Source organism: Nocardioides sp. L-11A, from assembly GCA_029961745.1.
In the GTDB taxonomy this organism is placed as follows: domain Bacteria; phylum Actinomycetota; class Actinomycetes; order Propionibacteriales; family Nocardioidaceae; genus Nocardioides.
Map to the genome: position 1 here is coordinate 5470720 of CP124680.1, position 24872 is coordinate 5495591.

At 72.1% G+C, this 24872-nt stretch carries 25 protein-coding genes; 11 read left to right on the forward strand and 14 right to left on the reverse strand.

Annotation, left to right across the window (positions count from 1 at the left end):
• Positions 1 to 104 precede the first annotated feature (104 nt).
• From QJ852_26205 to QJ852_26215, 3 genes are read left to right on the forward strand one after another with little or no spacing between them, the layout of a single operon-like run.
• On the forward strand, positions 105 to 908 hold the full coding sequence (locus tag QJ852_26205) for an SDR family oxidoreductase (protein ID WGX96627.1): 804 nt from the start codon (positions 105 to 107) through the stop codon (positions 906 to 908).
• A 5-nt stretch (positions 909 to 913) separates the two neighbouring features.
• Positions 914 to 2056, forward strand: coding sequence for a DUF5938 domain-containing protein (locus QJ852_26210; protein WGX96628.1), 1143 nt, complete (start codon positions 914 to 916; stop codon positions 2054 to 2056).
• 10 nt (positions 2057 to 2066) lie between these two features.
• Positions 2067 to 3638, forward strand: a complete 1572-nt coding sequence (locus QJ852_26215; GenBank protein ID WGX96629.1) for a long-chain fatty acid--CoA ligase — start codon at positions 2067 to 2069, stop codon at positions 3636 to 3638.
• On the opposite strand, the gene QJ852_26220 is transcribed toward QJ852_26215, so the two are convergent.
• Together QJ852_26220 and QJ852_26225 are read right to left on the reverse strand one after the other, a co-directional pair.
• Positions 3604 to 4242: a CoA transferase subunit B gene (locus tag QJ852_26220; protein WGX96630.1), complete on the reverse strand. Its 639-nt coding sequence runs from the start codon at positions 4240 to 4242 to the stop codon at positions 3604 to 3606. The two genes, QJ852_26215 and QJ852_26220, sit on opposite strands and share 35 nt — an antisense overlap.
• Before the next feature lies 1 nt (position 4243).
• Entirely contained in the window at positions 4244 to 4972 is a 729-nt protein-coding gene (locus tag QJ852_26225) for a CoA transferase subunit A (GenBank protein WGX96631.1), read from the reverse strand.
• 132 nt (positions 4973 to 5104) lie between these two features.
• Here QJ852_26225 and QJ852_26230 point away from each other — a divergent pair, with 132 nt between their 5' ends.
• Positions 5105 to 5854, forward strand: a complete 750-nt coding sequence (locus QJ852_26230; protein WGX96632.1) for an IclR family transcriptional regulator — start codon at positions 5105 to 5107, stop codon at positions 5852 to 5854.
• Positions 5855 to 5862: 8 nt separating this feature from the next.
• Here QJ852_26230 and QJ852_26235 read toward each other — a convergent pair whose 3' ends face one another.
• The 5 genes from QJ852_26235 to QJ852_26255 are packed head-to-tail and all read right to left on the reverse strand — an operon-like array spanning position 5863 to position 12815.
• Positions 5863 to 6984, reverse strand: a complete 1122-nt coding sequence (locus QJ852_26235) for a hypothetical protein (GenBank protein ID WGX96633.1) — start codon at positions 6982 to 6984, stop codon at positions 5863 to 5865.
• 46 nt (positions 6985 to 7030) lie between these two features.
• Complete coding sequence (locus QJ852_26240) at positions 7031 to 9241, reverse strand: hypothetical protein (GenBank protein WGX96634.1); 2211 nt, start codon at positions 9239 to 9241, stop codon at positions 7031 to 7033.
• A 47-nt stretch (positions 9242 to 9288) separates the two neighbouring features.
• Positions 9289 to 10287: an ABC transporter permease gene (locus tag QJ852_26245; GenBank protein ID WGX96635.1), complete on the reverse strand. Its 999-nt coding sequence runs from the start codon at positions 10285 to 10287 to the stop codon at positions 9289 to 9291.
• Positions 10284 to 11816: a sugar ABC transporter ATP-binding protein gene (locus QJ852_26250; GenBank protein ID WGX96636.1), complete on the reverse strand. Its 1533-nt coding sequence runs from the start codon at positions 11814 to 11816 to the stop codon at positions 10284 to 10286. The genes QJ852_26245 and QJ852_26250 overlap by 4 nt, the downstream gene beginning before the upstream one ends.
• Positions 11817 to 11828: 12 nt before the next feature.
• Positions 11829 to 12815 (reverse strand): sugar ABC transporter substrate-binding protein, encoded by a 987-nt coding sequence (locus QJ852_26255; GenBank protein ID WGX96637.1) that lies wholly within the window; start codon positions 12813 to 12815, stop codon positions 11829 to 11831.
• A gap of 209 nt (positions 12816 to 13024) precedes the next feature.
• Between QJ852_26255 and QJ852_26260 the strand changes: the two genes are divergently transcribed.
• Positions 13025 to 13744 carry a helix-turn-helix transcriptional regulator gene (locus QJ852_26260; GenBank protein WGX96638.1) on the forward strand — a complete coding sequence of 240 codons (720 nt, stop codon included), beginning with the start codon at positions 13025 to 13027 and terminating at the stop codon, positions 13742 to 13744.
• Here QJ852_26260 and QJ852_26265 read toward each other — a convergent pair.
• From QJ852_26265 to QJ852_26285, 5 genes are all read right to left on the reverse strand, one after another.
• Positions 13732 to 15087 carry a hemolysin family protein gene (locus tag QJ852_26265; protein ID WGX96639.1) on the reverse strand — a complete coding sequence of 452 codons (1356 nt, stop codon included), beginning with the start codon at positions 15085 to 15087 and terminating at the stop codon, positions 13732 to 13734. The genes QJ852_26260 and QJ852_26265 overlap by 13 nt on opposite strands.
• Before the next feature lie 104 nt (positions 15088 to 15191).
• Complete coding sequence (locus QJ852_26270; GenBank protein WGX96640.1) at positions 15192 to 16214, reverse strand: cation diffusion facilitator family transporter; 1023 nt, start codon at positions 16212 to 16214, stop codon at positions 15192 to 15194.
• A complete protein-coding gene (locus tag QJ852_26275; GenBank protein ID WGX96641.1) occupies positions 16211 to 16579 on the reverse strand; it encodes a metalloregulator ArsR/SmtB family transcription factor in 369 nt (122 codons plus the stop codon). Before QJ852_26275 ends, QJ852_26270 begins: the two co-directional genes overlap by 4 nt.
• A gap of 66 nt (positions 16580 to 16645) precedes the next feature.
• Positions 16646 to 16798 carry a hypothetical protein gene (locus tag QJ852_26280; protein ID WGX96642.1) on the reverse strand — a complete coding sequence of 51 codons (153 nt, stop codon included), beginning with the start codon at positions 16796 to 16798 and terminating at the stop codon, positions 16646 to 16648.
• Positions 16795 to 18195, reverse strand: a complete 1401-nt coding sequence (locus QJ852_26285) for an MFS transporter (GenBank protein WGX96643.1) — start codon at positions 18193 to 18195, stop codon at positions 16795 to 16797. The genes QJ852_26280 and QJ852_26285 overlap by 4 nt, the downstream gene beginning before the upstream one ends.
• Positions 18196 to 18337: 142 nt before the next feature.
• On the opposite strand from QJ852_26285, the gene QJ852_26290 reads away from it, so the two are divergent.
• The 4 genes from QJ852_26290 to QJ852_26305 all read left to right on the forward strand — a co-directional run bounded on the left by QJ852_26290 (position 18338) and on the right by QJ852_26305 (position 22182).
• Positions 18338 to 18655: a metal-sensitive transcriptional regulator gene (locus QJ852_26290; protein WGX96644.1), complete on the forward strand. Its 318-nt coding sequence runs from the start codon at positions 18338 to 18340 to the stop codon at positions 18653 to 18655.
• 44 nt (positions 18656 to 18699) lie between these two features.
• A complete protein-coding gene (locus QJ852_26295; GenBank protein ID WGX96645.1) occupies positions 18700 to 18906 on the forward strand; it encodes a heavy-metal-associated domain-containing protein in 207 nt (68 codons plus the stop codon).
• Complete coding sequence (locus QJ852_26300) at positions 18903 to 19880, forward strand: hypothetical protein (protein ID WGX96646.1); 978 nt, start codon at positions 18903 to 18905, stop codon at positions 19878 to 19880. Before QJ852_26295 ends, QJ852_26300 begins: the two co-directional genes overlap by 4 nt.
• A 61-nt stretch (positions 19881 to 19941) precedes the next feature.
• Positions 19942 to 22182: a heavy metal translocating P-type ATPase gene (locus QJ852_26305; protein WGX99507.1), complete on the forward strand. Its 2241-nt coding sequence runs from the start codon at positions 19942 to 19944 to the stop codon at positions 22180 to 22182.
• Positions 22183 to 22230: 48 nt separating this feature from the next.
• Here the strand turns inward: QJ852_26305 and QJ852_26310 are convergent, their stop codons facing one another.
• Entirely contained in the window at positions 22231 to 22557 is a 327-nt protein-coding gene (locus tag QJ852_26310; GenBank protein WGX96647.1) for a multidrug efflux SMR transporter, read from the reverse strand.
• A gap of 96 nt (positions 22558 to 22653) precedes the next feature.
• Here QJ852_26310 and QJ852_26315 point away from each other — a divergent pair, with 96 nt between their 5' ends.
• Positions 22654 to 23526 carry an amidohydrolase family protein gene (locus QJ852_26315; protein WGX96648.1) on the forward strand — a complete coding sequence of 291 codons (873 nt, stop codon included), beginning with the start codon at positions 22654 to 22656 and terminating at the stop codon, positions 23524 to 23526.
• Between the two features lie 89 nt (positions 23527 to 23615).
• Positions 23616 to 24293, forward strand: coding sequence for a glyoxalase (locus QJ852_26320; GenBank protein ID WGX96649.1), 678 nt, complete (start codon positions 23616 to 23618; stop codon positions 24291 to 24293).
• On the opposite strand, the gene QJ852_26325 is transcribed toward QJ852_26320, so the two are convergent.
• A complete protein-coding gene (locus QJ852_26325; protein WGX96650.1) occupies positions 24230 to 24808 on the reverse strand; it encodes a TetR family transcriptional regulator in 579 nt (192 codons plus the stop codon). The two genes, QJ852_26320 and QJ852_26325, sit on opposite strands and share 64 nt — an antisense overlap.
• Positions 24809 to 24872: the final 64 nt, after the last annotated feature.

Here is a 24872-nt window from a genome sequence, read left to right on the forward strand (position 1 = left end):
GACAAGAGAAATCTTGACACTTGTCCAGAGAAGTCTTGACAGTCGTCAAGGCGACCGGGTTGGGTGTGGCGCACATCACCACCGACCCCGAAGGAGCCGCATCCATGTCCTCCCCCGAATCCACCACGGCCGAGCTGGCCGGACGCACGGCGCTGGTGACCGGCGGCGCCCAGGGCCTGGGCCGGAAGTTCGCCGAGTTCCTCACCGCCGCCGGCGCGCACGTCGTGGTCGCGGACCTCCAGGACGAGAAGGGCAAGGAGGTCGCCGCGGCGATCGGCGGCAGCTACGTCCACCTCGACGTCACCGACGACGCCTCGTGGGAGGCGGCGGTGGCGCAGACCGTCAGCGAGACTGGCGGCCTCGACATCGTCGTCAACAACGCGGGCATCGAGATCGCGTCGCTCTTCGTGAACCTCGACCCCGACGTCTCGCGGCGGATCTTCGACGTCAACGTCGTCGGCACCTCGCTCGGCATCAAGCACGCGTTCCGCACCATGGGTCCGGGTGGAGCGGCGGGCAAGGGCGGTTCGGTCGTCAACGTCGCCTCGGTCGCGGCGCACATCGCCTTCCCGGCACTGTCTCAGTACTCGGCGTCGAAGTCGGCGGTCGACCGGATCACCCGGGTGGCTGCGATGGAGGCCGGCAAGCTCGGGCTCGGCGTGCGGGTCAACTGCGTCTCGCCGGGCCTGATCCCCAACGAGATGGGCGCGGGCCTGGCCAACGAGCTGACCGGCATGGGGCTCTTCGAGTCGCCCGATGCCGCCGTCGGCCAGGTCGTCGAGCTCACGCCGTCAGGTGGGCTGGCCACCGAGGAGGACATCGCCGAGGCCGTGGTCTTCCTCGCTTCGGACCGCTCGAAGTTCATCAATGGCGTCGACCTGTCGGTCGACGGCGGAATGGGGATGTGACCGCCATGACAGCCACCCAGGGCACCAGCAAGCCCGTCGTCGTCTACGGCGCCTCCGGCTACACCGGCCGGCTGATCTGCGAGTACCTGCGCGAGTTCGGCGTCCCGTTCGTCGCCGCCGGCCGCTCGGCCGACAAGCTCAAGGCCTCGATGGAGGCCAACGTCCCCGGCATCGAGACCGCCGACTACGACATCGTCGAGGCCGAGCACTCGGTCGAGGCGCTCACCGAGCTGTTCCGGGGCGCGTCGGTCGTGTGCAACACGGTCGGGCCGTTCTCCAAGTACGGCCCCGAGGTGGTCGAGGCGTGCCTCGCCGCCGGCACCCACTACCTCGACACGACCGGCGAGCAGGACTGGCTGATCACCTGCGACGAGCGCTGGGGCGCCGACTTCGCCGCCGCCGGGCTGCTGCTCTCACCGGGCATCGCGCAGATGTACACGACCGGCGAGATCGCCGCCGAGCTGTGCCTCGAGAAGCCGGGCCTGGACACCCTCGACATCGCCGTGTTCTGGGGCGGTTCGCCGACGATCGCATCAACCCAGACGATCCTGGTCAACGCCGCCACGTCGCGCGCGCACTACCTCCAGCAGAACCAGTACGTCGAGTTCGATCCCACCCAGGGCCTGGTGCCGCTCGTCGTCCCCGGCCAGCACGAGCTCGCCCTCTCGCTGCCGTGGGGCGGCACCTCGCACCCGGTCTGGTACCGCAAGGACCCCCGGGTCGCGAACTGCAAGGCGCAGGGCGGCGTCTTCAACGCGGCGCTGATGAACGGCGTCCCGCAGATCGTCGCGGGCGCGCTGGAGGCGACCAAGGACATGACCGACGCCGAGCGCGACGAGGCGCTCACCGCCACGGCGGCGCAGGTGATGAACCAGATGCCGCCGCGGGAGAACCCCCGGCTCAACAAGTCGCTCGACTCGGTGCACGCCTCCGGCCCGCTCGGCCGCGCGCACTGCGTGATCCACGGCAACCAGAACTACAAGCAGACCGGGCTCCTGCAGGCCTACGCGGCGTACTCCCTGCTCCAGCAGCCGCCACTGCGCGTCGGCTTCGCCTCGGCCTGCAAGGCGTTCGGGCACCGTGAGCTGCTGGGCCAGCTGCGCGCGTTCGGCCTGGTCGCCGAGCCCGTGCTGACGGTCGAGGCCTGAGGCCGGCGCGGTGCGGCTGGTCGACTACCTGGACAAGGGCGCGTCGCTCGGGGGTGGCGCGCCCTGCCTGGTCTGCGACGGACGGACGTGGTCCTACGACGAGGTGGGAGGCCTCGCCGACCGGATCGCGTCCGCCCTCGCAGCACGGGGCGTGGCGCCCGGGGACAAGGTGGCGATCCTCGCCGCCAACGACCCGGTGGCCTTCACCTGCGTGTTCGGGATCAGCCGGGCCGGCGCGGTCTGGTGTCCCGTCAACCCGCGCAACGAGGCGGCGGAGAACCGCGACCTGCTCGACCTGTTCGAGTGCACGACGCTGATCTTCCAGTCGTCCTACGCCGGGCTGGTGGACCAGATCCGCGGCGATCTGCCCGCCCTGACGACGCTGGTGTGTCTCGATGCCGACCACGACGGGGCGCTGGGCTGGGAGGAGTTCCTGGCGGCCGGCAGCGAGGCCGTCGACCGCCCGGCCGACGACGACCTCGCGATGATCGTCGGCACCGGCGGCACCACCGGCCGCCCCAAGGGCGTCATGCTGACGGGCACGAACCTCGAGACGATGACGGCGATCACGCTGATGAGCTACCCGTGGCCGGAGCGACCGGCCCGGCCGGCGTACCTCGCGCTGGCGCCGCTGACCCACGCGGCCGGCGTGCTCTGCTTCCCCGTGCTGGCCTCGGGCGGGTCGATCGTGATCATGCGGACACCGGATGTCGGCGGCTTCCTGTCCGCGGTCGCCGAGCACCGGGTGACCCACACCTTCCTGCCGCCGACGCTGATCTACATGGTGCTCGACCATCCGGCGCTGGAGTCGACGGATCTCTCGTCCCTGCAGTGCTTCTGGTACGGCGCCGCGCCGATGTCGGCGCAGCGGCTGGAGGAGGCGCTCACCCGGATCGGTCCGGTCATGGCGCAGCTGTTCGGCCAGACCGAGGCACCGATGATGATCTCCACGATGGCTCCGCGCGACCACGTCCGCCCCGACGGGACGATCGCCTCCGAGCGGCTGTCATCGGCGGGGCGACCCGCACCGCTGGTCACGGTCGCCATCATGGACGCCGACGGCACGCGTCTGCCTCCTGGCGAGCGCGGGGAGATCGTGGTCCGCAGCTCGCTGGTGATGCGGGGCTACTTCAAGAACCCGGAGGCGACGGCGGAGGCCTCGGCGTACGGCTGGCACCACACCGGCGACATCGGCTATCTGAGCGACGACCCGGGCGAGGAGGGCTTCCTGCACATCGTCGACCGGGCCAAGGACATGGTGATCACCGGCGGCTTCAACGTCTACTCGACCGAGGTCGAGCAGGCGCTGATGGCGCACCCCGCCGTCGCCGACTGTGCCGTGATCGGACTGCCGGACGAGAAGTGGGGCGAGCGGCTCACCGCCGTCCTCCAGCTGCGGCCGGGTCAGACGGCCACGCCGGAGGACGTCCGGGCCTTCGTCAAGGAGCGGCTCGGCAGCGTGAAGACGCCCAAGCAGATCGAGGTCTGGGAGGACCTGCCCCGCTCGAAGGTGGGCAAGGTCCTCAAGACCGAGATCAAGGAGGTGCTCAGGCAGCAGGATCCCGCAGCGGCGCACCCGTGAGCTCACGGACCTTGTCGGCGTCGGTGCCGGGGGCGACGTCGACGAGGACCAGGCCCTCGTCGGTGACGTCCAGCACCGCGAGGTCGGTGATGATCCGGTCGACCACGCCGGCGCCGGTCAGCGGCAGGGTGCACTGCTCGACGATCTTCGGGGTGCCGTCTTTGGCGACGTGGTCGGTGATGACGACGACGCGACGGGTGCCGGCGACCAGGTCCATCGCGCCACCCATGCCCTTGACCATCTTGCCCGGGACCATCCAGTTCGCGAGGTCGCCGTTGGCGGCGACCTGGAGCGCGCCGAGGATCGCGATGTCGACGTGGCCGCCGCGGATCATGGCGAAGCTGGTCGCGGAGTCGAAGAAGGACGCCCCCGGTGTCGTGGTCACCGTCTGCTTGCCGGCGTTGATCAGGTCGGCGTCCTCCTCGCCCTCGTAGGGGAACGGGCCGATGCCGAGCAGGCCGTTCTCGCTCTGCAGCATGACGTTGACGCCCGGCGGCAGGTGGTCGGCCACCAGCGTCGGGATGCCGATGCCGAGGTTGACGTAGTCACCGTCGTTGAGCTCGCGGGCGGCGATGGCCGCCATCTCCTCACGGGTCCAGGGCATGTCAGGCTCCCACTCCGGCGTCGGCCGCCGCGGCACTGCGCGGGCGGACGATGCGCTGCTCGATGTCCTTGGGTCGGTCGCTGGCGAGGACGGTGACATCGACGAAGATGCCCGGCGTCATCACCTCGTCGGGGTCGAGGAAGCCGTCGAGGACGGTCTCGGCCTCGGCGATGCAGACCCGCCCGCTCATCGCGACGAGCGGGTTGAAGTTGCGCGCGGTGGCGCGGTAGCGCAGGTTGCCCTCCGCGTCGGCGGTGTTGGCGTGGACCAGGGCCAGGTCGGCGACGATGCCGCGCTCGAGGACGAACGTCTCGCCGTCGAAGGTCTCGTGCGGCTTGCCCTCGGCGACCTCGGTGCCGACGCCGGTGCGGGTGTAGAAGCCCGCGATGCCGGAGCCGCCGGCGCGCAGCCGCTCGGCGAGCGTGCCCTGGGGGCAGAACTCCACCTCGAGCGCGCCGTCGAGGTACTGCTGGGCGAAGAGCTTGTTCTCACCGACGTACGACGCGATGACCTTGCGCACCTGGCTGTTCTCCAGGAGCACGCCCAGGCCCTTGCCGTCGACGCCCATGTTGTTGGAGACGATGGTCAGGTCCCGCACGCCACTGTCGCGGACCGCCTCGATCAGGTCACGCGGGATGCCGCACAGGCCGAACCCCCCGACCGCGATCGTCATCCCGTCCCGGACCCGCTCGGCCACCGCGGTCCGCGGGTCCGCCGCCAGCTTCCTCATCGCGCACTCCTGCTCGTCTGCTCACCGGATGCACCCAGTTCATCGCTCCCCTCCCCGGTGCGGTCAAGGAAGTGGTCACTCGGCGGATGCCCACCGGGACCCGCGTCCACTCAGTGGACGTAACATCGAGGCGTGTCCCGCGCACCCGGAGTCCTCGAGAAGGCCGCCGCCCTGCTGCGCGCCCTCTCCGCCACCGAGACCGGCGCGACCACCACGGACCTCGCCTCGACCACCGCACAGCCGCGCGCGACCACCCACCGGCTGCTCGAGTCGCTGGCCGCCGAGGGCCTCGCCGACCGCGACCCCACCACCGGTCGCTGGTACCTCGGCCCCGAGACCTACGTCCTCGGCGTGGCCGCCGCCGCTCGCTACGACCTCACCAACGAGGCCCGGACCAGCGTGCACCGGCTGGCGAAGGAGACCGGCGAGAGCGCGTTCTTCTCGGTGCGGCGCGGCGACGAGGTCGTGGTCCTGCTCCGCGAGGACGGCGACTTCCCCATCCGCTCCTACGTGCTCTACGAGAGCGCCCGGTTCCCGCTCGCCGTCGTCTCCGCCGGCCTCGCGATCCTCGCCCACCTGCCGGACCGCGACATCGACGCCTACTTCGCGCGCTCGGACGCCGCCGCCGAGTGGGGGCGGCAGCACGCCGAGCGACTGGTGCGCGAGCGGCTCGCCGCCACCCGGCGTACCGGCTGGTCGCTCAACCCCGGCCACGTCGTCGAGGGATCCTGGGGGATGGCCGCCGCCGTCTTCGACAAGGCCGGGCGCCCCGAGTGGGCGCTCACCCTCACCGGTGTGGAGCAGCGGTTCCGGGCCGACCGGCAGCCGCTGTTGGGCCGCCTGCTGCTGGAGGAGGCGCACCGGCTGTCCCGGCTGGCCTGAGCATCGGCTCAGCGACGGCGGATCCGGCGAGCCAGCCAGCCCGGCGCCCTCGCCGGCGCGACGCCCTCCGCGTCGCCAGCGGCGGGTCGGCGGGCCCGTTGGAGGCCGGCCGCCACCCCGATGCCGACGCTGGCGGCGAGGTCGGGATCCACCGTGGCGGGGACCACCGTGGCCTCGGCGCCGGTGAGGGAGACCGCGGTCAGGGACGCGAGGTCGCCGTGGACCCGGACACCGAGGGCGCGGATGTTGTCGGCCATCTCCGCTGCCACCTCGTTGGCCCGGAGCACCGCCCAGTCCGGGGTCACGATCCGGACCTCGTCGCCGCGGGGGACCCGGTCCTTGAGGTGATTGCCGATGTCGATCAGCACCCGGGCATGCGACTCCGGGCGCAGGCCGGCCCGGCGGTACTGGACGTTGAACAGCCGGATCACCTCCGCCTCCTCGGCGGTGAGCGACCGGTTCTCCAGCGCTTCCTTGGCCGCGAGGGTGCCACGGGTCAGCCCCAGCAGGTCCTCGAACGCGCGAGGCAGGAACTCCCGGTCGGTGGGATCGAGGACGACCACGACGACGCGGTCCGGCCCGATCCGCTCGGCCCAACGCGTCACCAAAGCATCGTGGCGATGACGCAGCCAGAACTGACGGGGGGCCGGACGCGGGTGCTCGGGATCGAAGATCGAGCGCAGCCACTCGTCGTACCCGCGGCGGCCACCGCTCTGCAGTCCCTGCTGATACTGCGAGGACAGGATGCGGGCCAACGGCCGCAGGGTGACCACCACCCAGAGATCCTCGCGTCCGATGCGGTCGAGGATCTCGTCGATCTGGTCGTCGGTCGCGTCGGAGAGGAACTCGCTGCTGAACAGCCGCCGCTGCGGACCGGGCGAGCGGAGCTCGGCCACGACCCGCTCCCAGCGACGCTCGGCCGCGGCCGCGTCCGACCCCAGGACGAGTCGACGCGTCACCCACCGCGCGGCGGACGCATCGTGCCGACCGCGCGAGAGGTAGCGGACGCCCTGGGCCTCCAACTCGCCGCGCGCCTGGTGCAGGCTGCTCTGCAGTGCGGTGGTGCCGGTCTTGTGTGGACCCACATGCAGGATGCGCGCCCCCGCGGGAAGGGGATCGATGGTCGTCACGCCACCAGGCTATCGAGCGGGATCCGGCCCGTCGGCCCGGTCGGGGTCAGGTTCCGGCTCGCGTGGCGACGAAGCGATCGATCACGTTCTGGGTCATCCGCGAGACGCCGTTCTCGGTGCCGTTCTCCAGCAGTGAGCCCGACCACGCGATCGAGCCCGTGCTGAAGACCTCGCCGCCCTCGGGCGTGCGGAAGTAGACGATGTCGGCATGGACCTCCGGGTCCTGCTCACCACCGCCGTGATCGGGCAGGTTCATGCCGATCTCCTCGAGCACCCGCTGGTAGAAGTTCGAGTGGCCGCGCGAGGAGGCCAGCACGACGGCATGCTCGGGCGTGCCCAGGCTGACGTCCGCTCGGTCGATCTCGTCTCCTGCCGCGCCCCCCATGACGGCGCCGTACGCACCGATCGGGTCCTCCTCCACTCCTTCGAACACCCACGCCCACCGCGGGTCGGCGGCCGCCTCGGCACGGTGGTACGGCTCGGAGCGCCCCCAGCCCTGGGCGGCGAAACCGACCCCGGAGAGCACCTGCGGAGCGCGACCACGGTGCCGCCACAGCCCGCCCGGCAGTCCGGTCGACATCAGCGTCAGCTCACCGGGGTAGGACTCCCAGCAGCGGATGCCTGCGTGGCCACGGCGGATCTCGGCGACGAGCGGCGCGGTGCTGAGCAGGCCGGTCACCCAGTACCAGCCGTTCCCGCCGAGATAGAGCAGGCCGCCGCCGGCGTCGCGGTACTCCATCAGGCCGTCGAGCATCTCCTCCGTCGTGTACTCCGGATGCGAGCCGGAGATCACGGCGGCATAGGGCGCGAGGTACGCCGCCCCGCGCTCGTGCACCTCGAGGTCGGTGACCACGTCGCAGTCGATGCCGCGGCGGGCGAGCCACTCGACGAGGTACATGTCGGAGGAGAACGACCGGCCCGCGTCCACCAGCCACATCCGGTAGCCGCGACGCATGTTGACGATCTGACGACGGGCGGACGAGAGCATCACGCCACTGCCATCGGGGTGGGTGTCGTACATCGAGAGACCGAACGACGCGTCGCCGACATGCGCCTGGTCCGCCGACTCGACGACCACCTCCTGGTCGGTCATCGCACTCGGGTCGAGCCCGTTGAAGAGCGCCTCGTTGGCATAGGCCAGGTAGGTGAGCGTCGGCAGGACGACGAGCACCTTGCGCCGCGGGTCCTCGGCCCGGGGCACGACCGTGATCGGCACGACGTCCGAGCCGTGCTCGTTCTCCACCACGACGCCGTAGACACCGCTCGGCAGGTCCTCCGGCAGTCCCGCCTCGAGGACCTGGTCCCATCCGGCGTCCAGCAGGTCGGTGCTGTGGAAGTGCGCCGCGGCGAACTCGGTGGGCGCGTCGTTGAAGTCGAGCGCACGACCGGTGAAGCGCCGACCGGTGACGCCGCGGCCGGGACCGTTGACCAGCGTGCCGTGCGGCTGCCGGGCAGCGACCGCCGCGGCCAGTGCCGGCTCCTCGCCGTGCCGGAAGGAGAGGTCCCAGCCGGCGACCAGATCGAGGTCGGACAGGTCCACATCGCCGCTGACGACGGCCGCCGCCTGATCCGCGCCGACCGCTGCGATGCAGACGAACGGGTCCTCGAGCTTGCCGTTGAACCCGTCCCGTGCCACGCCGCGCGCCCCGTTCTCCCCCGGTACGACGTCGCGGCCGTCGCGCGCGCCGACGGTGACCGGGCCGCGCGGAGCGAACGGACCGAACGACCCGTCGGCCACGACCTCGGCGGTCCGGCCGCGCACCCGGTCCACCGCCGTGACCGTGATCCGGGCCGCATCCGGCTCGAGACTGGCCACCACGAGGTGCCAGGTGTGGTCGTTCAGGCGCGGCCCCGTGACGAGCACGGCTCCGGCCTCGTCCACGATCGTCGGGCGGCCGTCCTGCAGCGCCAGGGTCGGCCCGCCGGCCAGCGACACCAGCGCCTGGGTCGGACTCGCCGCGTGGTCGGCGGACCACACGAAGGCGCCCAGACTGAGCGTCGGGGTGCTGTCCGGCGCCGACGGCGCGAGCTCGCCGAGCAGGAACGAGCCGACGCAGGTCTCCTGGGGCGACGCGTCGTAGGAGCCGGCGGCCGACCAGATGACGCCCTCGTCGAGCGCGGTGTCGCCGGCGTCCGCGCTGCGCATCCGGATCAGCCGGACCTCGACGGGCGCGGTGGCGTCGACGTGCAGGCGCAGCGTCTGGCCGCGCTCGTAGGACAGGGCGTCGGTGTAGGCGCGGACCGGGAGGGTGGACATGGCGGGCTCCTTGTTCTCCGAGTGGACGGTTGAGGGACGAGTGAGGGTCAGCCGCGCCGGCGCGCGGCGACGGCCACGGCCTCGAGCGCGGCAGCCACGACGAGGACGGCGCCGGTGACCATGCCGGCGACCTCGGGGCCGTAGTTGAGGAGGGTGAGGCCGTTCTTCAGGACCGCGATCAGCCACACGCCGACGAGGACCCGCCACATGCTGCCCCGCCCACCGGTGAAGGGGATGCCGCCGAGCAGGACCGCGGTGAGCACGGTGACCTCGAACCCGACGCCCAGCGTGCCGGACGGCGCGCTGTCGAGACGGGCGACCTGGAGCAGGGCCGCGAGACCGACGGCGAGACCGACGACGGCATACAGGCCCAGGACCGTTCCCTTGACCCTGATGCCGACCAGGAAGGCGGCGCGGGCGTTGACGCCGATCGCCTGGATGTGGCGGCCCAGCGGGAGCAGCGCCATCGCGGCGACCGCGACGACGCACACGACGATCGCGATCCAGGCGATCCAGGTCAGGCCGAGGAAGCGGCCGATCGCGAAGTCCCCGACGGCGTCGGGGAAGCCGAAGACGGAGTCGGGGGCGAGATACTGCGCCAGGGCGCGCCACGCGGCGAGGCCGCCGAGCGTCACGACGATCGGCGACATCTCGAAGACGCCGATCAGGACACCGTTGAGGGTGCCGACCACCAGGCCGACCAGCAGGCCGACGACCAGACCGGCGACCACCCCGTGCTCGGTGAACGCCAGTCCGGCGCTGACGCCGGCGAGCGCCATCATCGAGCCGACCGACAGGTCGGCGTATCCGGCCATCAACAGCATCGCCGCCGCGGCCGCGACGATGAAGACCGCCGCGTTCTGGGTCAGGACGGCTGCCAGGTTGTCGAAGGTCAGGAAGTTGCTGGTCGCGGCGGAGAAGTACGCCATCAGCAGGATGGTCGCGGACGGCATCACCCAGCCGACGACCGCACTGGTGCGCGACGTACGACGGCGCGGCAGCACGGCCTCGGGCTGGGCGGCCAGGGTGGCGGGCGGGGTCGTCACGAGGCGACGCTCCTCTCGGTGGCGGTGGGCTGGGCGAGGGCGACCAGGCTCGACTCCGCGAGGTCGGCGGGCCCGGCGTGCGCGACCCGGCCCTCGACCAGGACCACGACCCGGTCGGCGAGGGCCAGGACCTCCTCGGGGTCGCTGGTCGCGAAGAGCACGGCGGCACCGACCTCGGCCGCCCAGGACCGGACCAGGGAGTAGATGTCGTGCCGGGCCCCGATGTCGACCCCTTGCGTCGGCTCGTCGAGCAGCAGCAGACGCGGCCGGCCGAGCCCGCACGTCCATCGCGCCACGGCGATCTTCTGGGCGTTGCCCCCCGAGAAGCCGTCGGCCGGCTGAGCGGCGAAGGGCGGTACCAGGTCGACGGTGTCGACCATCCGGGCGAAGACCTGTTCCTCCCGTCGGCGGCTGCGCACAGCGATCCGGCGGGCCGCGAGGCGACCGAGGTGCGGCATCAGCATGTTCTCGAGCGCACTCATGCTCCCGAAGAGGGCCTGGGCCTTGCGGTCCGACGGCACCAGCGCGACCCCGGCCCGCTGCGCGGCACGGGGCGAGCCGATCCGGATCGGCGTGCTGTCGATCTCCAGCTCGCCGGCGCGCAGGGGCCGGACGCCGGCGATCGACTCAAGCAGATCGGTACGTCCCGAGCCGAGGAGGCCGAAGAACCCCACCACCTCCCCCGACCGCACCTCGAGGTCCACCGGACCGGTGAAGCCGGACGTCACGTGCCTCAGCGTCAGCACGACCTCGTCGCCGACGGTCGTGCGATCGCGGGCACGCTCGGTGGCAGCATCGGGCGAGATGCCCTCGACCAGGTCGGCCAGGTCGAGCTCGGCCCGCGGGCGCGTCCAGTGCACCCGTCCGTCGCGCAGGACGGTCGCCCGGTCGGCGACCTCCAGCACTTCGCCGAGCAGATGGGTGACGTAGACGACGGCGATCCCGCGCGCGGCGAGACGGCGGACGAGGGCCAGCAACCCTGCCACCTCGTGCGCCCCGAGCGCCGCGGTCGGCTCGTCGAGGATGAGCACGCGCGGATCGAGCCGCACCGCGCGGGCGATCTCGACCATCTGCTGGGCTCCGACGCTGAGTCCCTCGACAGGGGCGCGCGGGTCGAGGTCGAGACCCAGCTCACCGAGGACGGCGCTGGCCTCCCGCTCCTGGCGGCGGCGATCGACCGTACCGCCCGGTCGATGCAGCTCCCGGCCCAGGAAGATGTTGTCGGCAACCGACAGCGGCCCGATCAGCTGGAAGTGCTGGTAGATGATCGCGATGCCGGCGTCGAAGGCCCGGCGGGGAGTGAAGCCCGCATAGCGCTCCTCGCCGATCGTGATGCTGGCGCGGTCGGGATGGACGGCCCCGCTGAGGCAGCCCAGCAGGGTGGACTTCCCTGCCCCGTTGGCACCCAGCAGTGCGTGCACCTCGCCGAAACCGAAGACGAGATCGATGCCCTGGAGCACCCGGTTCGCGTCGTACGACTTGTGGAGGTCCGCGATCCTCAGCCCCGGCGGGACCGTCTCCCTGTGCATGTCGCCGCCGCGTCAGCCGTTGAGCTGCGCGAGCAGCTCGTCGATGGTCGCGTCGTCGCCGGTCTTGGCCAGCACGGCCGGCGTGAGCGAGCTCGTCTCACCGTCGCCGGTGATCGCCGCGAGGGAGTTGTCGACGATGTCGTGGGCCAATGAGAGCACCTCGAGCGCGGCCGTCGTGCGGAAGGCGCCCGCACCCGGGTCCTTGATGTTCTCCAGCGCCTCAGGAGCGCCGTCGGAGCCGGCGATGTAGACGTCCTCGGCGCTGAGACCGGCGTTCTCGAAGGCCTTCTGGGCGCCGAGCGCGGCATCGTCGTTGAGCCCGATGAACACCCGGAGATCCGGATTCTCCCGCAGCGCGTCCTCGGCGATCTGCAGACCGCAGGTCTGGTCGGCGCAATCCTGCATCGAGACCACGGGAACGCCCAGCCGCTTCAGGGCCGCCTCCGGCTTCTCCCAGCGACCGGTGATCGTGGTGAGCGCCTTGAGCGTGGTGACCGCGGCCGAGATGCCGCCGTCCGGATGGTGCTCCTCGATCCAGGCGGACATGTCGTCGGCGACGATCGTTCCGGCCTGCTCGCTGTCGAAGCCGACTCCTCCGTCCTCCCCCTCCATCGGAGTGGCGTAGGTCAGCCAGGCGATGCCCTGCTCCTGTGCCTGACTCTGCAGATTGGTGAAGGCCGACGGATCCACGGGGAAGAGCAGGATGGCGTCGACCTTCTGGGTGATCCAACCCTCCACCGTCGCTCGCTGGCTCTCGAGGTTGCTGGCCGTGGTGTTGTCGAGGAGGAAGTCGATGCAGCCCTTCTCCTCGGCGTACTCGGCGGCCATCCGCTTGATCGCCTTCGGAGCCGCGGCCTCCCCGACGGGGTGGCTGAAGCCGATCGTGTACGACGTCTCGCAGCCGGCCAGCGACGTGGCCTCCTGACTGCAGGCGGTCAGGCCCGCCGCGGCGAGCAGGCTGGTCACGACGGCGATCCCGTGGGAGGAAGTGCGGCGCATGGTCTCTCCTCGATGTCCCGTGGCCCCGAGCTCGGAGCCGATGGACGAGACCGTAGGAGAGTCGAAGGACCACCGGTATCGGTAGATCGACGTAATTGGACTCAGAAATAGTCCTTTTCTGAGGCGTCACCGAACCGCGCCACATCGGCGCGGCCGACCTGCACGCGACAGCAATGCGGTCGAAACAATGGACCCTTACACTCGGTGACGTGTATCACACGAGTTTCGACGATCTCGTCGAGCTGGCCTCGGCCACCTCGGCCGGCGACAAGTGCCGTCGACTCGGGGAGCACATGCTGCGGAGCACCCAGGCCTCGGCCATCGGACTGATGGCGGTCTCGGCCGAGGACGGCTCCCATCGCGAGATGCTCAACCTCGAGTACCCGCCGGAGACCGCCCAGCACCACCTGACCTCCCGCTACACCCGTCACTGCGAAGGGCTGCGGCAGATCTTCCGGCAACCGGAGCGGATGCACTGCTGGGAGGATCTGCCGCACTTCCGGGAGAGCTACGAGGCGCGGTCGGTCTACGGCCCGGCCGGCTTCCGCAACGGGACGTCGATCGTGCTCCTGTCCCCCGCGGGACGCAGCATCGCGCTGCTGCACGTCAGTGTCCGGGATCCGCTGATCGGCGCCGAGACCCGGGCGGCGATCCTCGCCGTTCGACCGGTCCTGACCGCCTGGGCGGCGATCCTCGCCCGCTTCGACGCCGCCCGGCTCAGCGCGCGGGAGAGTCAGGTCCTGGCCCTGATCCGCGACGGGCTGTCGAACGCCCAGATCGCCGAGGAGCTGGTGCTCGCTCCGCGCACGGTGACCACCCACGTCGAGAGCATCCTGCGCAAGCTGGCCGCGAGCAATCGCACCGAAGCGGCCGTGCTCGCGGAGCGGTGCGGGATCGTGCCGTCAGGCGACGCCGTTCAGCCGCGCTGATCGGAGACGTCGGTCGGACCGCCGTCCGCCCCATCAGGCTGCTCCCCGGCCTCGGCCGGCGGCGGGACGATCTCGACCTGCGTGATCCGGCGCCCGTCGACGGCGGCCACCCGCAGGACGGCGTCGCCGACCTCGACCCGGTCGTCGACCTCCGCGACCCGGCCGAGGCGGGCGAGCAGGTAGCCCGCCACCGTCTCGTAGTCGCCGTCCGGGAGCTCCACGCCGGTCTCCTCGGCGACGTCCTCGATGGTCAGTCCGCCGGAGACGAAGGTGGGGCCGGTGGGGCCGCCGGCGTGGCGGACGAGGAGGCTGTCGGGCTCCTGGTCGTACTCGTCGCGGATGTCGCCGACGATCTCCTCGACCAGGTCCTCCAGGGTCACGATGCCGTCGGTGCCGCCGAACTCGTCGACGACGATCGCGAGGTGGGTGCCCTCCTTGCGGAGCAGCACGACCGTGGGCAGCACCTTGTTGGTGCCGGGCAGGTGCAGCACCTCGCGCTGGACGTCGCCGACGGTCCGGTCGGTCGCGCGGTCGCCGAGCAGGTCGCGGACGTGCACGAAGCCGGTGATGTCGTCGAAGTCCTCGCCGATCACGGGGAAGCGGGAGTAGGGCTGGTCGGCGACCCAGGTGGCGGCCTCGGCGAGCGCCATGCTGCCGCGCACGAAGACGACGTCGCCGCGCGGGCGCATGACCTCCTTGAGGTTGCTGCGGGTCGCGGCGAAGACGTCGCCGAGGATCTGCCGCTCCTCGACGGCGAGGCCCTCGTGGCTGGCCACGATCTCGCGCAGCTCCTCCTTGCTCACCTCCTCCGACGTCGCGTTCGGATCGCCGCCGAGCAGGCGCACCAGCGCGTTGGTGGAGACCGAGAGCAGCCAGATCACCGGACGCATCAGGGTCGCGAACCGGTCGAGCACCGGCCCGGTGAGCATCGCCACCCCGGCCGCGCGCTGCAGTGCGAGCCGCTTGGGGACCAGCTCGCCGAGCACCAGCGAGAGATAGGCGATCAGCAGCGTCATCACGATCAGCGCGGCCGTGTCCGCGGCGTCCGGGCCGAGCCCGAGGTCCACGAGGTACGGCGCCACGTCGGGCGCGAGCGTCGAGCCGCCGTACGCGGCGGAGAGGAAGCCGGCGACCGTGACGCCGATCTGGACCGCCGACAGGAAGCGGTTGGGGTCGCGCGCGATCGCGGCGACCCGCAGGCCGCGGGCGCCGCGCTGCGCGAGCTGGTTGACCTGGGTGTCCCGCAACGAGACCAGGGCCAGCTCGGTGGCCGCGAACACGCCGCCGACCAGCACGAAGGCCACGACGAGCCCGAGGTTCACGAAGGTCTGAGTATCGATCATCGCCGTTCACCCGCCCGCGGCGCGACAGGTGAACGGAAGGGACATCGGGACTCATCCATGGGCGGATCCTAATGGTGCGCCCCGAGCGGGGCGCACCCTGGCGCTCAGCAGACGGTCGCGGGGTGCGGGTGGTGGCCCAGCATCGCGTGGAAGTCCCGGCCGTCGACCGGACCGGGGCTGACGTGCACCGTCACGTCGACCAGCTTGGCCACCCCGTGCAGCAGCCGGTGATGCACCTCGTTGGCGATCTCGTGCGCGGCCACCACGTCGAGCCGATGGTCGACGAGGATCCCGGTCTCGGCATGGAGCCGGTGTCCGATCCAGCGCACCCGGAAGGACTCGACGTCCACCACGCCCGGCGTCGCCCGGACGACGTCGAGCGCGTCGGCGGTGAGGTGCGGGTCGACCGCGTCCATCAGCCGCCGGTAGATGTCCCGGGCGGCGCTGCGGAGCACGACGAGGATCGCCACGGTGATGACCAGGCCGATGATCGGGTCCGCGAGAGGCAGCCCGACCAGCACCCCGAGGGCGCCGAGGACGACGGCGAGGGACGTGAAGCCGTCCGTGCGGGCGTGATGCCCGTCGGCGACGAGGGCGGCCGAGCCGATCCGCCGGCCGATCCGGATCCGGTACGCCGCGACCCACTCGTTGCCGAGGAACCCGATCACCCCGGCGCCGGCCACGACCCAGGGCAGGTCGATCGGCCGCGGGTCGAGCAGGCGGCTGACCGACTGGTAGCCCGCCAGGACGGCCGACAGCGCGATCATGGCGACGATGAAGATGCCCGCGAGGTCCTCCGCCCGGCCGTAGCCGTAGGTGTGCGACCGGGTCGGCCGGCGCCGGCCGAGCACGAACGCGATCCACAGCGGCACCGCGGTCAGCGCGTCGGACAGGTTGTGGATCGTGTCGGCCAGCAGTGCGACCGAACCGGTCAGCACGACGAGCCCCGCCTGCGCCACGGCCGTCACGCCGAGCACCACGAGGCTGACCTTGACCGCGCGGATGCCCTCGCTGCTGGCCTCGAGCGCGTCGTCGACCGCATCAGCGTGCCCGTGACCGTGCCCGTGCCCGTGACCGTGCCCCCGGCGCCCGTGTCCGTGTCCGTGTCCGGCGCCGCGGATCCTCATCGGCCCGCCTCCGCGCCGGCCGAGGCATGGTGCGCCGGTACGCCGGGCCCGAGGTGCTCGGCGTGCCGGACGCCGTCGACGACCAGCTGACTCACGTGCTCGTTGGTCAGGGCGTAGAACACCTGCGCCCCCTGCCGGCGGGTGGTCACCAGGCGGGCCAGGCGCAGCTTCGCGAGGTGCTGGGAGACCGCGGTCTGCGGCTTGCCCACCTCCTCGGCCAGCCGCAGCACCGGGGCCTCTCCGGCCCGCAGCAGCCACAGCAGCCGGACCCGGGTCGGGTCGGCCAGCATCCGGAACACCTCGACGGCGAGCTCGACCTGCTCGGCGGCGGGGAGCGGGCTCGCCTGCTCATCATATTCGTGCATGCGCATATGATGACACGTGATGATGCTCCGCACCAGGGCGATCCGGCTCCCCGCCGACCGCGGGCCTCAGCAGCAGGCCGACGGGCCCGATCCGCGACTCGTCCCGACCAGCCCGCGCCGGTCGGCCGCCCCGGACGACCCGACCGACCGGACCACCGCCACCGCCGCGCACCGCAGCGCACAGGCGGCCGCGACCTTGAGGACGTCCCGGCCGGTCATGATCGGCTCCCCCGCAGGGCGAGTGCGGCCAGGGCCCCGACGCCGGCCACGATCGCGGCACCGACGAAGGCGGCGGCATACCCCTCCGTGAGCGCGACCGGGTCGCCGAGCCGATCGGCGCCGGCGGCCGCGGCGATCGCGGTCATCACGGCGAGACCCAGGGCCGAGCCGATCTGGTAGCTCGTGTTCACGATGCCGGACGCGAGGCCGCCCTCCTCCGGCGGCGCCGCGGAGATCGCGGTGCCGAGGGTGGGGATGAAGGCGAGCGACATGCCGAGCGCGGCGACCAGGGACGCCGGCAGGACGTCGACGGCGTAGCTGCCGTCCGGGTCGATCGTGGCCAGCCAGGCCATGCCGACGGCCAGCAGGACCATCCCGCTCGCGGTCGCGGTGCGGGCGCCGACCGCGGCCAGCACCCGGGGCGCCAGCACGATCATGCCGACCATGATCAGCAGGGTCATCGGCAGCAGCGCGGCACCGCTGGGGAAGGCCGTGAAGCCGAGGACCTGCTGGAGGTAGAGGTTCAGGAAGAACCACATCGGGATCCACGCGGCGCCGAGCAGCAGCTGGGCGAGGTTCGCCGCGGCGAGGTCGGGCGCGCGGAAGATGCCGAGCCGCACCAGCGGGTCGCGGCCGCGGGCCTGCTGGACGACGAAGACGGCGAGCAGGACGACGCCCGCCGCGAGCACCCACCATGTGCGCGGTGCGTCCCAGCCCACCTCGGGAGCCTGGACGACGGCGTAGACGACGGCGGCGAGACCGGCGGTCACGGTGACCGCGCCGGCCAGGTCCACGCGTCGGGTGCCGCCGGCGCGGCCACCCGGCATCGAGGCGGGCACGAGGGCCAGGATGACGATCGCGATCGGGATGTTGATCGCGAAGACCCACGGCCAGCTGAGGTACTCGGTGATCACGCCGCCGAGGAAGACACCGGCCGTCCCGCCCGCGGGCGCAGCCGCGCCGTACAGGGCCAGGGCCTTGGTCAGCTCGCGCGGCTCGCTGCCGAAGAGCATCATCAGCAGGGTCAGCGCGGCCGGCGCGATGAGTGCCGCCCCCGCGCCCTGCACCGCGCGGCCGGTGAGCTCGACCCCGACATCGCCGGCGACGGCCGCGACCAGGGAGCCGACGGCGAGGATCACCCAGCCGGCGACGAAGACGTTGCGCGCGCCCAGGACGTCGGAGACCTTGCCGCCGAGCAGGAGCAGGCCGCCGAGGGCGACGACATAGGCGTTGAACACCCAGGACAGGTTCTCGGGCGTGAAGCCCAGCTCGCGCTGCATCTCCGGCAGCGCGACGCCGATGATCGAGGTGTCCATGATGACCATGAACTGGGCGGCGGCGATGACCGCGAGCCCGAGCCAGCGCCGGTTGGTCACCGGCGCAGTCGTGACTGACATCTGAATCTCTCCTTCTTCCGACTTGACTTTATACCCTAGGGGGGTATCGTTTGCGTCAAGCCGGGAGGCTACCACGGAATACCGCAGGGGGGTATCCTGTTCAGGAAGGTCGAATCCCCCAGCACACGAAGGACACAGGGCAATGGCACACACCGGATCCGGCGCGGAGCACCAGCACAGCTACATCGCCAACCGCACCAAGGACGACTACCTCAAGCGGCTGCGCCGCATCGAGGGCCAGGCGCGGGGGCTGCAGCGGATGGTCGAGGAGGAGCAGTACTGCATCGACATCCTCACCCAGGTCTCCGCGATGACGAAGGCGCTCCAGTCCGTTGCCCTCGGCCTGCTCGACGAGCACATGGCGCACTGCGTCGTGGACGCCGCCAAGGAAGGGGGCGAGGAGGCCGCGATCAAGCTCAAGGAGGCCTCCGACGCCATCGCCCGCCTGGTCCGATCCTGACGCCTCCCGCACGTTCCCACCCGCACCACAGGAAGGAGCTCGCCATGAGCACCACCCGGACCTTCACCGTCACCGGCATGACCTGCGGCCACTGCGTCGCCTCCGTCACCGAGGAGGTGCAGGAGATCGACGGCGTCGAGAACGTCACGGTCGACCTGCCCACCGGTGCGGTCACGATCACCAGCGCCGCACCCCTCGACGAGTCCGCCGTGCAGGCGGCCGTCGAGGAGGCCGGCTACCAGCTCGCATGAACACCCCGACGCGGCTCGCCGGCTTCGGAGCCGTCGCCGCCGGCGTGTTCGGCATCGCGCTCCTCGTCGGCCAGGCCGTCGGCCCGGTCGCCGCCAGCGACACCGGGCCACCCAGCCACGACACGCATGCCGGCGCCACCGACACCAGCGGCGACACCGGGGGTGACCCCGCGCAGGGCTCCGCCGAGGCGGAGACCGAGATCCCAGGAGGACTCATGACATCGCAGGACGGATACACCCTCACCCTCGACCGGGCCCGGGCCAACCCCGGCGACGCGGTCCCGGTGAGCTTCACCATCACCGGTCCCGACGGCACCCCCGTGACGTCGTACGACGTGCAGCACGAGAAGCAGCTCCACCTGATCGCGGTCCGCCGCGACTTCACCGGCTTCCAGCACGTCCACCCCACCCTCGACGGCGGCACCTGGTCGATCGACCTGGCCCTCACGCCCGGGACCTGGCGGCTCTTCGCGGACTTCAAGGCCACCGACGGCGAGGCGCTCACCCTGGGTGCCGACCTCGCGGTGGACGGTGCCTTCGAGGCCGCGCCGCCCGCGCCGGAGACCCGCACCGTCACGGTCGACGGCTACCAGGTCACCCTCGACGGCGACGTGGAGGCCGGTGCCCACGCGAAGCTCACGCTGAGCGTGAGCAAGGACGGGAGGCCGGTCACCGACCTGCAGCCCTACCTCGGCGCCTACGGCCACCTGGTGGCCCTGCGCTCCGGCGACCTCGCCTACCTGCACGTCCACCCCGACGGCGAGCCCGGCGACGGTACGACGCAGCCGGGGCCGGACATCGTGTTCCACACGGCCGTCCCCAGCGCCGGGACCTACCACCTCTACCTCGACTTCCAGCACGACGGCGTCGTCCGCACCGCGGCCTTCGCGGTCAGCGCCGGGGGCGAGGCGAGCCCGAAGCCGGCCGGCGAGCCGAGCACAGGACAAGGAGAGAGCAGTGGCCACGCACACTGACCCCGCCACGCCCGCCACGCCCGACAGCCCCGAGCAGCAGGTCGAGCTCGCCCTCACCGGGATGACCTGCGCCTCCTGCGCCAACCGCATCGAGCGCAAGCTCAACAAGCTCGACGGCGTCACCGCGACGGTCAACTACGCGACGGAGAAGGCGAAGGTCTCCTACGCCGACAGCGTCTCCACCGACGACCTGCTCGCCGCCGTCGAGGCGGCCGGGTACGGCGCGTCGCTGCCCAAGCCGCCCGCCTCGGCGGGCGGCGGGGACGAGGCCGGTGACCAGGCGGCTGACGACCCGATCCGACCGTTGCGGCAGCGGCTGGTGATCTCCGCCGTGCTGTCGGTGCCGGTGATCGCGATGGCGATGGTGCCGGCACTCCAGTTCGACTACTGGCAGTGGCTCTCGCTCACCCTGGCCGCGCCGGTCGTGCTGTGGGGCGCCTACCCGTTCCACAAGGCGGCCTGGACCAACCTGCGCCACGGCACGTCCACCATGGACACGCTGATCTCGCTCGGCACCCTCGCCGCGCTGGGCTGGTCGCTCTACGCCCTGTTCTGGGGCACCGCCGGCGTGACCGGCATGACGCACCCCTTCGAGCTCACCATCGAGCGCAGTGACGGCAGCGGCAACATCTACCTCGAGGCCGCAGCGGGCGTCACGACGTTCATCCTGGCCGGGCGCTACTTCGAGCAGCGCTCGAAGCGGCGGGCGGGGGCGGCGCTCAAGGCGCTGCTCGAGCTCGGCGCCAAGGAGGTCGCGGTCCTCGGGCCCGACGGTGTCACCGAGACGAAGATCCCCGTGGAGCAGCTGGCCGTGGGCGACCTGTTCGTCGTCCGGCCGGGCGAGAAGATCGCGACCGACGGAGTGGTCGAGCGCGGCAGCTCCGCCGTCGACGCCTCGATGCTCACCGGGGAGTCCGTGCCCGTCGAGGTCGGCGAGGGCGATGCGGTCGTCGGCGCGACGGTCAACGCGGGCGGCCGGCTGGTCGTCCGGGCCACCCGGGTCGGCGGCGACACCCAGCTCGCCCAGATGGCGCGCCTGGTCGAGGACGCCCAGAACGGCAAGGCCCAGGTCCAGCGCCTGGCCGACCGGATCTCCGGCATCTTCGTCCCGATCGTGATCGTGCTCGCGGCCGGCACCCTCGGCTTCTGGCTGGGCACCGGCAACGGGCTCGCGGCGGCCTTCACGGCGGCGGTCGCCGTCCTCATCATCGCCTGCCCCTGCGCCCTCGGACTGGCCACGCCGACCGCCCTCATGGTCGGCACCGGCCGCGGCGCGCAGCTCGGCATCCTGATCAAGGGACCCGAGGTGCTGGAGTCGACCCGCTCGGTCGACACCGTCGTCCTCGACAAGACCGGCACGGTCACCACCGGCAGGATGACGCTGCGCGACGTGATCGCGGGCGAGGACGAGGACGCCGCCGAGGTCCTGCGGTACGCCGGCGCGCTCGAGGACGCCTCCGAGCACCCGATCGCCCGGGCCATCGCCGACGCGGCGCGCGAGCAGCACGGCACGCTCCCGGCGGTCGAGGACTTCGCCAACGTCGAGGGCCTCGGGGTGCAGGGCGTGCTGGTGGACGACAGCGACGAGGGGACCAGCCACGCCGTCCTGGTCGGGCGGCCGCAGCTCCTCGCGGAGTGGTCGCAGCGCCTCTCCCCCGCGCTGCAGGAGGCGCTCGAGCAGGCCCAGGCGACCGGCGGCACCGCCGTCGCGGTCGGCTGGGACGGGCAGGCCCGGGGCGTGGTCGTGGTCGCGGACGCGATCAAGCCGACCTCGGCCACCGCCATCGCCCAGTTGCGCGAGCTCGGTCTGCGCCCGGTGCTGCTGACCGGCGACAACGCCGTCGTGGCCCGGACCGTCGCCGCCGAGGTCGGCATCGACGAGGCCGACGTCATCGCCGACGTACTGCCGGCCGACAAGGTCGACGTCGTCAAGGGGCTGCAGGGCGAGGGCAAGGTCGTCGCCATGGTCGGCGACGGTGTCAACGACGCCGCCGCGCTCGCCCAGGCCGATCTCGGCCTGGCCATGGGCACCGGCACCGACGTGGCGATCGAGGCCAGCGACCTCACCCTGGTGCGCGGCGACCTCCAGGTCGCGGTCGACGCGATCCGGCTCTCGCGCCGGACGCTCGCCACGATCAAGGGCAACCTGTTCTGGGCCTTCGCCTACAACGTCGCCGCCCTGCCACTGGCCGCCGCCGGCCTGCTCAACCCGATGCTGGCCGGCGCCGCGATGGCGTTCTCGTCCGTGTTCGTGGTGTCCAACAGCCTGCGGTTGCGGCGGTTCAAGGCCACCGCCGCCTGAGCAGCGGAGTCCACGGTCCCGGTCGCCCCTCGGCGGCCGGGACCGTCGTCAGTCCGCGGTCCCGAGCTCGAGGGCGATGACCCCGCCGACGATGAGGGCGATGCCCGCGACCTGGACGCCGGAGAGGCGCTCGCCGAGGAAGGCGGCGCCGATCCCGGCGACGGCGATGATCCCGACCGCGGACCACACGGCGTAGGCGACCGCGACCGGGACGCCGCGGTTGAGCACCTGGGCCAGCAGGAAGAAGGCGAGGGCGTAGCAGACGACGACCACGGTCGTGGCGACCGGCTGGGTGAAGCCCTGGGACTTCTTCAGCGACATCGTCGCGGCCACCTCGGCGGCGATGGCCGCGGCCAGGAGAAGATAGGTCGTCATGCCCGCGGCTCCTCGATCTCGACCATGGCGGCAGCGTAGTCAGCGGCACCGGCCGGCCCCGGCCACCCACCGCCGCCCACGACCCACGGAGACCCCATGAGCACCGCCCGGCCGACGATCGTCGACGCCCACGCCCACCTGTGGGACCCGGCCGCGAACCCCTGGTACCCGCGCCTGCACGCCTTCGCCGAGGGGACGGCGAGCCCCTGGCTGCTCGACCGGCACCGGTACGCCGACCTCGCCGCGCACCACCCGGCGGTCACCCTGGCCGGTCTGGTGCACGTGGCAGCGAGCTCGGCACCGCACGCCTATCTCGACGAGGCTGGCTGGCTGGACGCGGAGCGCGCCTCCGCCCCGGTGCCGATCGTCTCGATCGGCACGGTCGACCCGGACCTCCCCGCCGCCGAGCTCGTCGCGCACCTCGACCAGCAGGCGGCGTACGACCACCTCCGCGGGATCCGGGTCTTCACCGGGATCGAGCCCGACGCCCCCGGGACCGCGCCGCTCCTGGACTGGCTCGCCGAGCGCGAGCTGGTCTTCGACCTGGTCGCGACGCCCGGCACGCTGCCCGCCTGGGCATCGCTGCTGGCCGGGCGGCCGGGCCTGCGCGTGGTGCTGGAGCACCTCGGGTCGCCGCAGGACCTCAGCCCGGAGGGGTACGCCGCCTGGCGGGACGCGATGCGGCGCGCGGCCGAGGAGACCGACTGGGCGTGCAAGTTCTCCGGGCTCGGCATGGTGCTGCCGAGCGTGACGGCGGCGACCCTGCGGCCGTGGCTGGAGGACGCCGCGGCGGCCTGGGGCTGGGAGCGGCTCCTGTTCGGCTCGAACATGCCGATCGACGCGCGGCGGGTCCGACACCCCGACCTGCTGGCCGCGATCGTGCCGCTGGTCGGCGAGCTGGCGAGCGCCGCGGAGGGCGCGCGGTTCTTCGCGGACAACGCCCGCGCCGCCTACGACCTGCCCGCCTGACCCGTCGACCGGATCTTCCCGCCGACCCCTGCGGCAGGTCGTCAGGAATCGAGAAGCGGCGCGGTGCCGGCGCGCCTAGCGTCGGGGACATGAACTCCATCCAGATCCTCACCCTCGAGGTGGCCGACCCGGCCGCCGCCCGCGACTTCTACACCCGCGCCTTCGGGCCGGAGCTCCCGCTCTCCTTCCGCGCCGGTCAGTCGCCGACCGACGGCTTCCGCGGCTTCCACATCTCGCTGACCATGGCCCAGCCGGCCGACGTGGACGGGCTCGTGGCGACGGCCCTGGAGGCGGGCGCAACCACGATCAAGCCGGTCACCAAGTCGCTGTGGGGCTACGGCGGCGTGCTCCGCGCGCCCGACGGCGCGATCTGGAAGGTGGTCAGCTCCTCGAAGAAGAACACCCGGCCGGTCAGCCGGGAGATCGAGAGCATCGTGCTGCTCCTCGGCGCGGACGACGTGGCGGCGAGCAAGCGCTTCTACGTCGAGCGCGGCTTCGGCGTCGCGAAGAGCTTCGGCAGGAAGTACGTCGAGTTCGAGCCCGGCGCGGGCGCGGTCACCCTCGGCCTGCTCAGCCGCAAGGCCCTCGCCAAGGACGCCGGCGTCGCGATGGAGGGCAGCGGCTCGCACCGGATCACGCTGTCCGACGGCGGTGCCGCGGCGAGCGACCCGGACGGCTTCGCGTGGGAGCCCGCGCTCCCGGCTCAGCGCCAGGCGCCGGAGACGACCTCGTCGAGCGCGGCGCCGATCAGCTCCAGCAGCGACTGATCCTCGACGGCCAGCCAGCGGCGATAGGCGTACTCCGCCGCCGCGAGCACCACCTCGACGGCGATGCCCGCCCGCACGTCGTCGTCGGGCACGCCCATCCGCCCGGCGGCGAGCGCGACCAGCGCGGTGCGGTCGTCGTCGGCGATGAGCACCACCCGCGGGGCCAGCTCCGGCGCGGTCCGCATCGCCGCCCGCCAGTGCCGGAGCTCGACGTCGGGCACCTCGGCGCTCCGCTCGCGGATCACCGCGGCCAGCGCCGGCGCCACGGGCTCGCCGTCGGGCCGCTCGGCGTACGTCGCGACGATCTCGGCGCTGCTCACGAGCAGGGGCTGGAGCAGCAGGTCCTCCTTCGCGGCGACGTAGCGGAAGTAGGTGCTCGTCGAGACCCCCGCCGCCGCCGCGATCTCGTCGGTCGTGACCGCCGCGAAGCCGCGCTCGGCGAACAGCGTCCAGGCGGCGTCCTGGATGTCGCGGCGCACCCGGAGCCGGTTGCGCTCACGCAGGGTCAGGGCCATCCGGCGACCCTCCCACGTTGCGGTACCGCTCACAAGTTGATAGAAACTCCCAAATTCGGAGTGA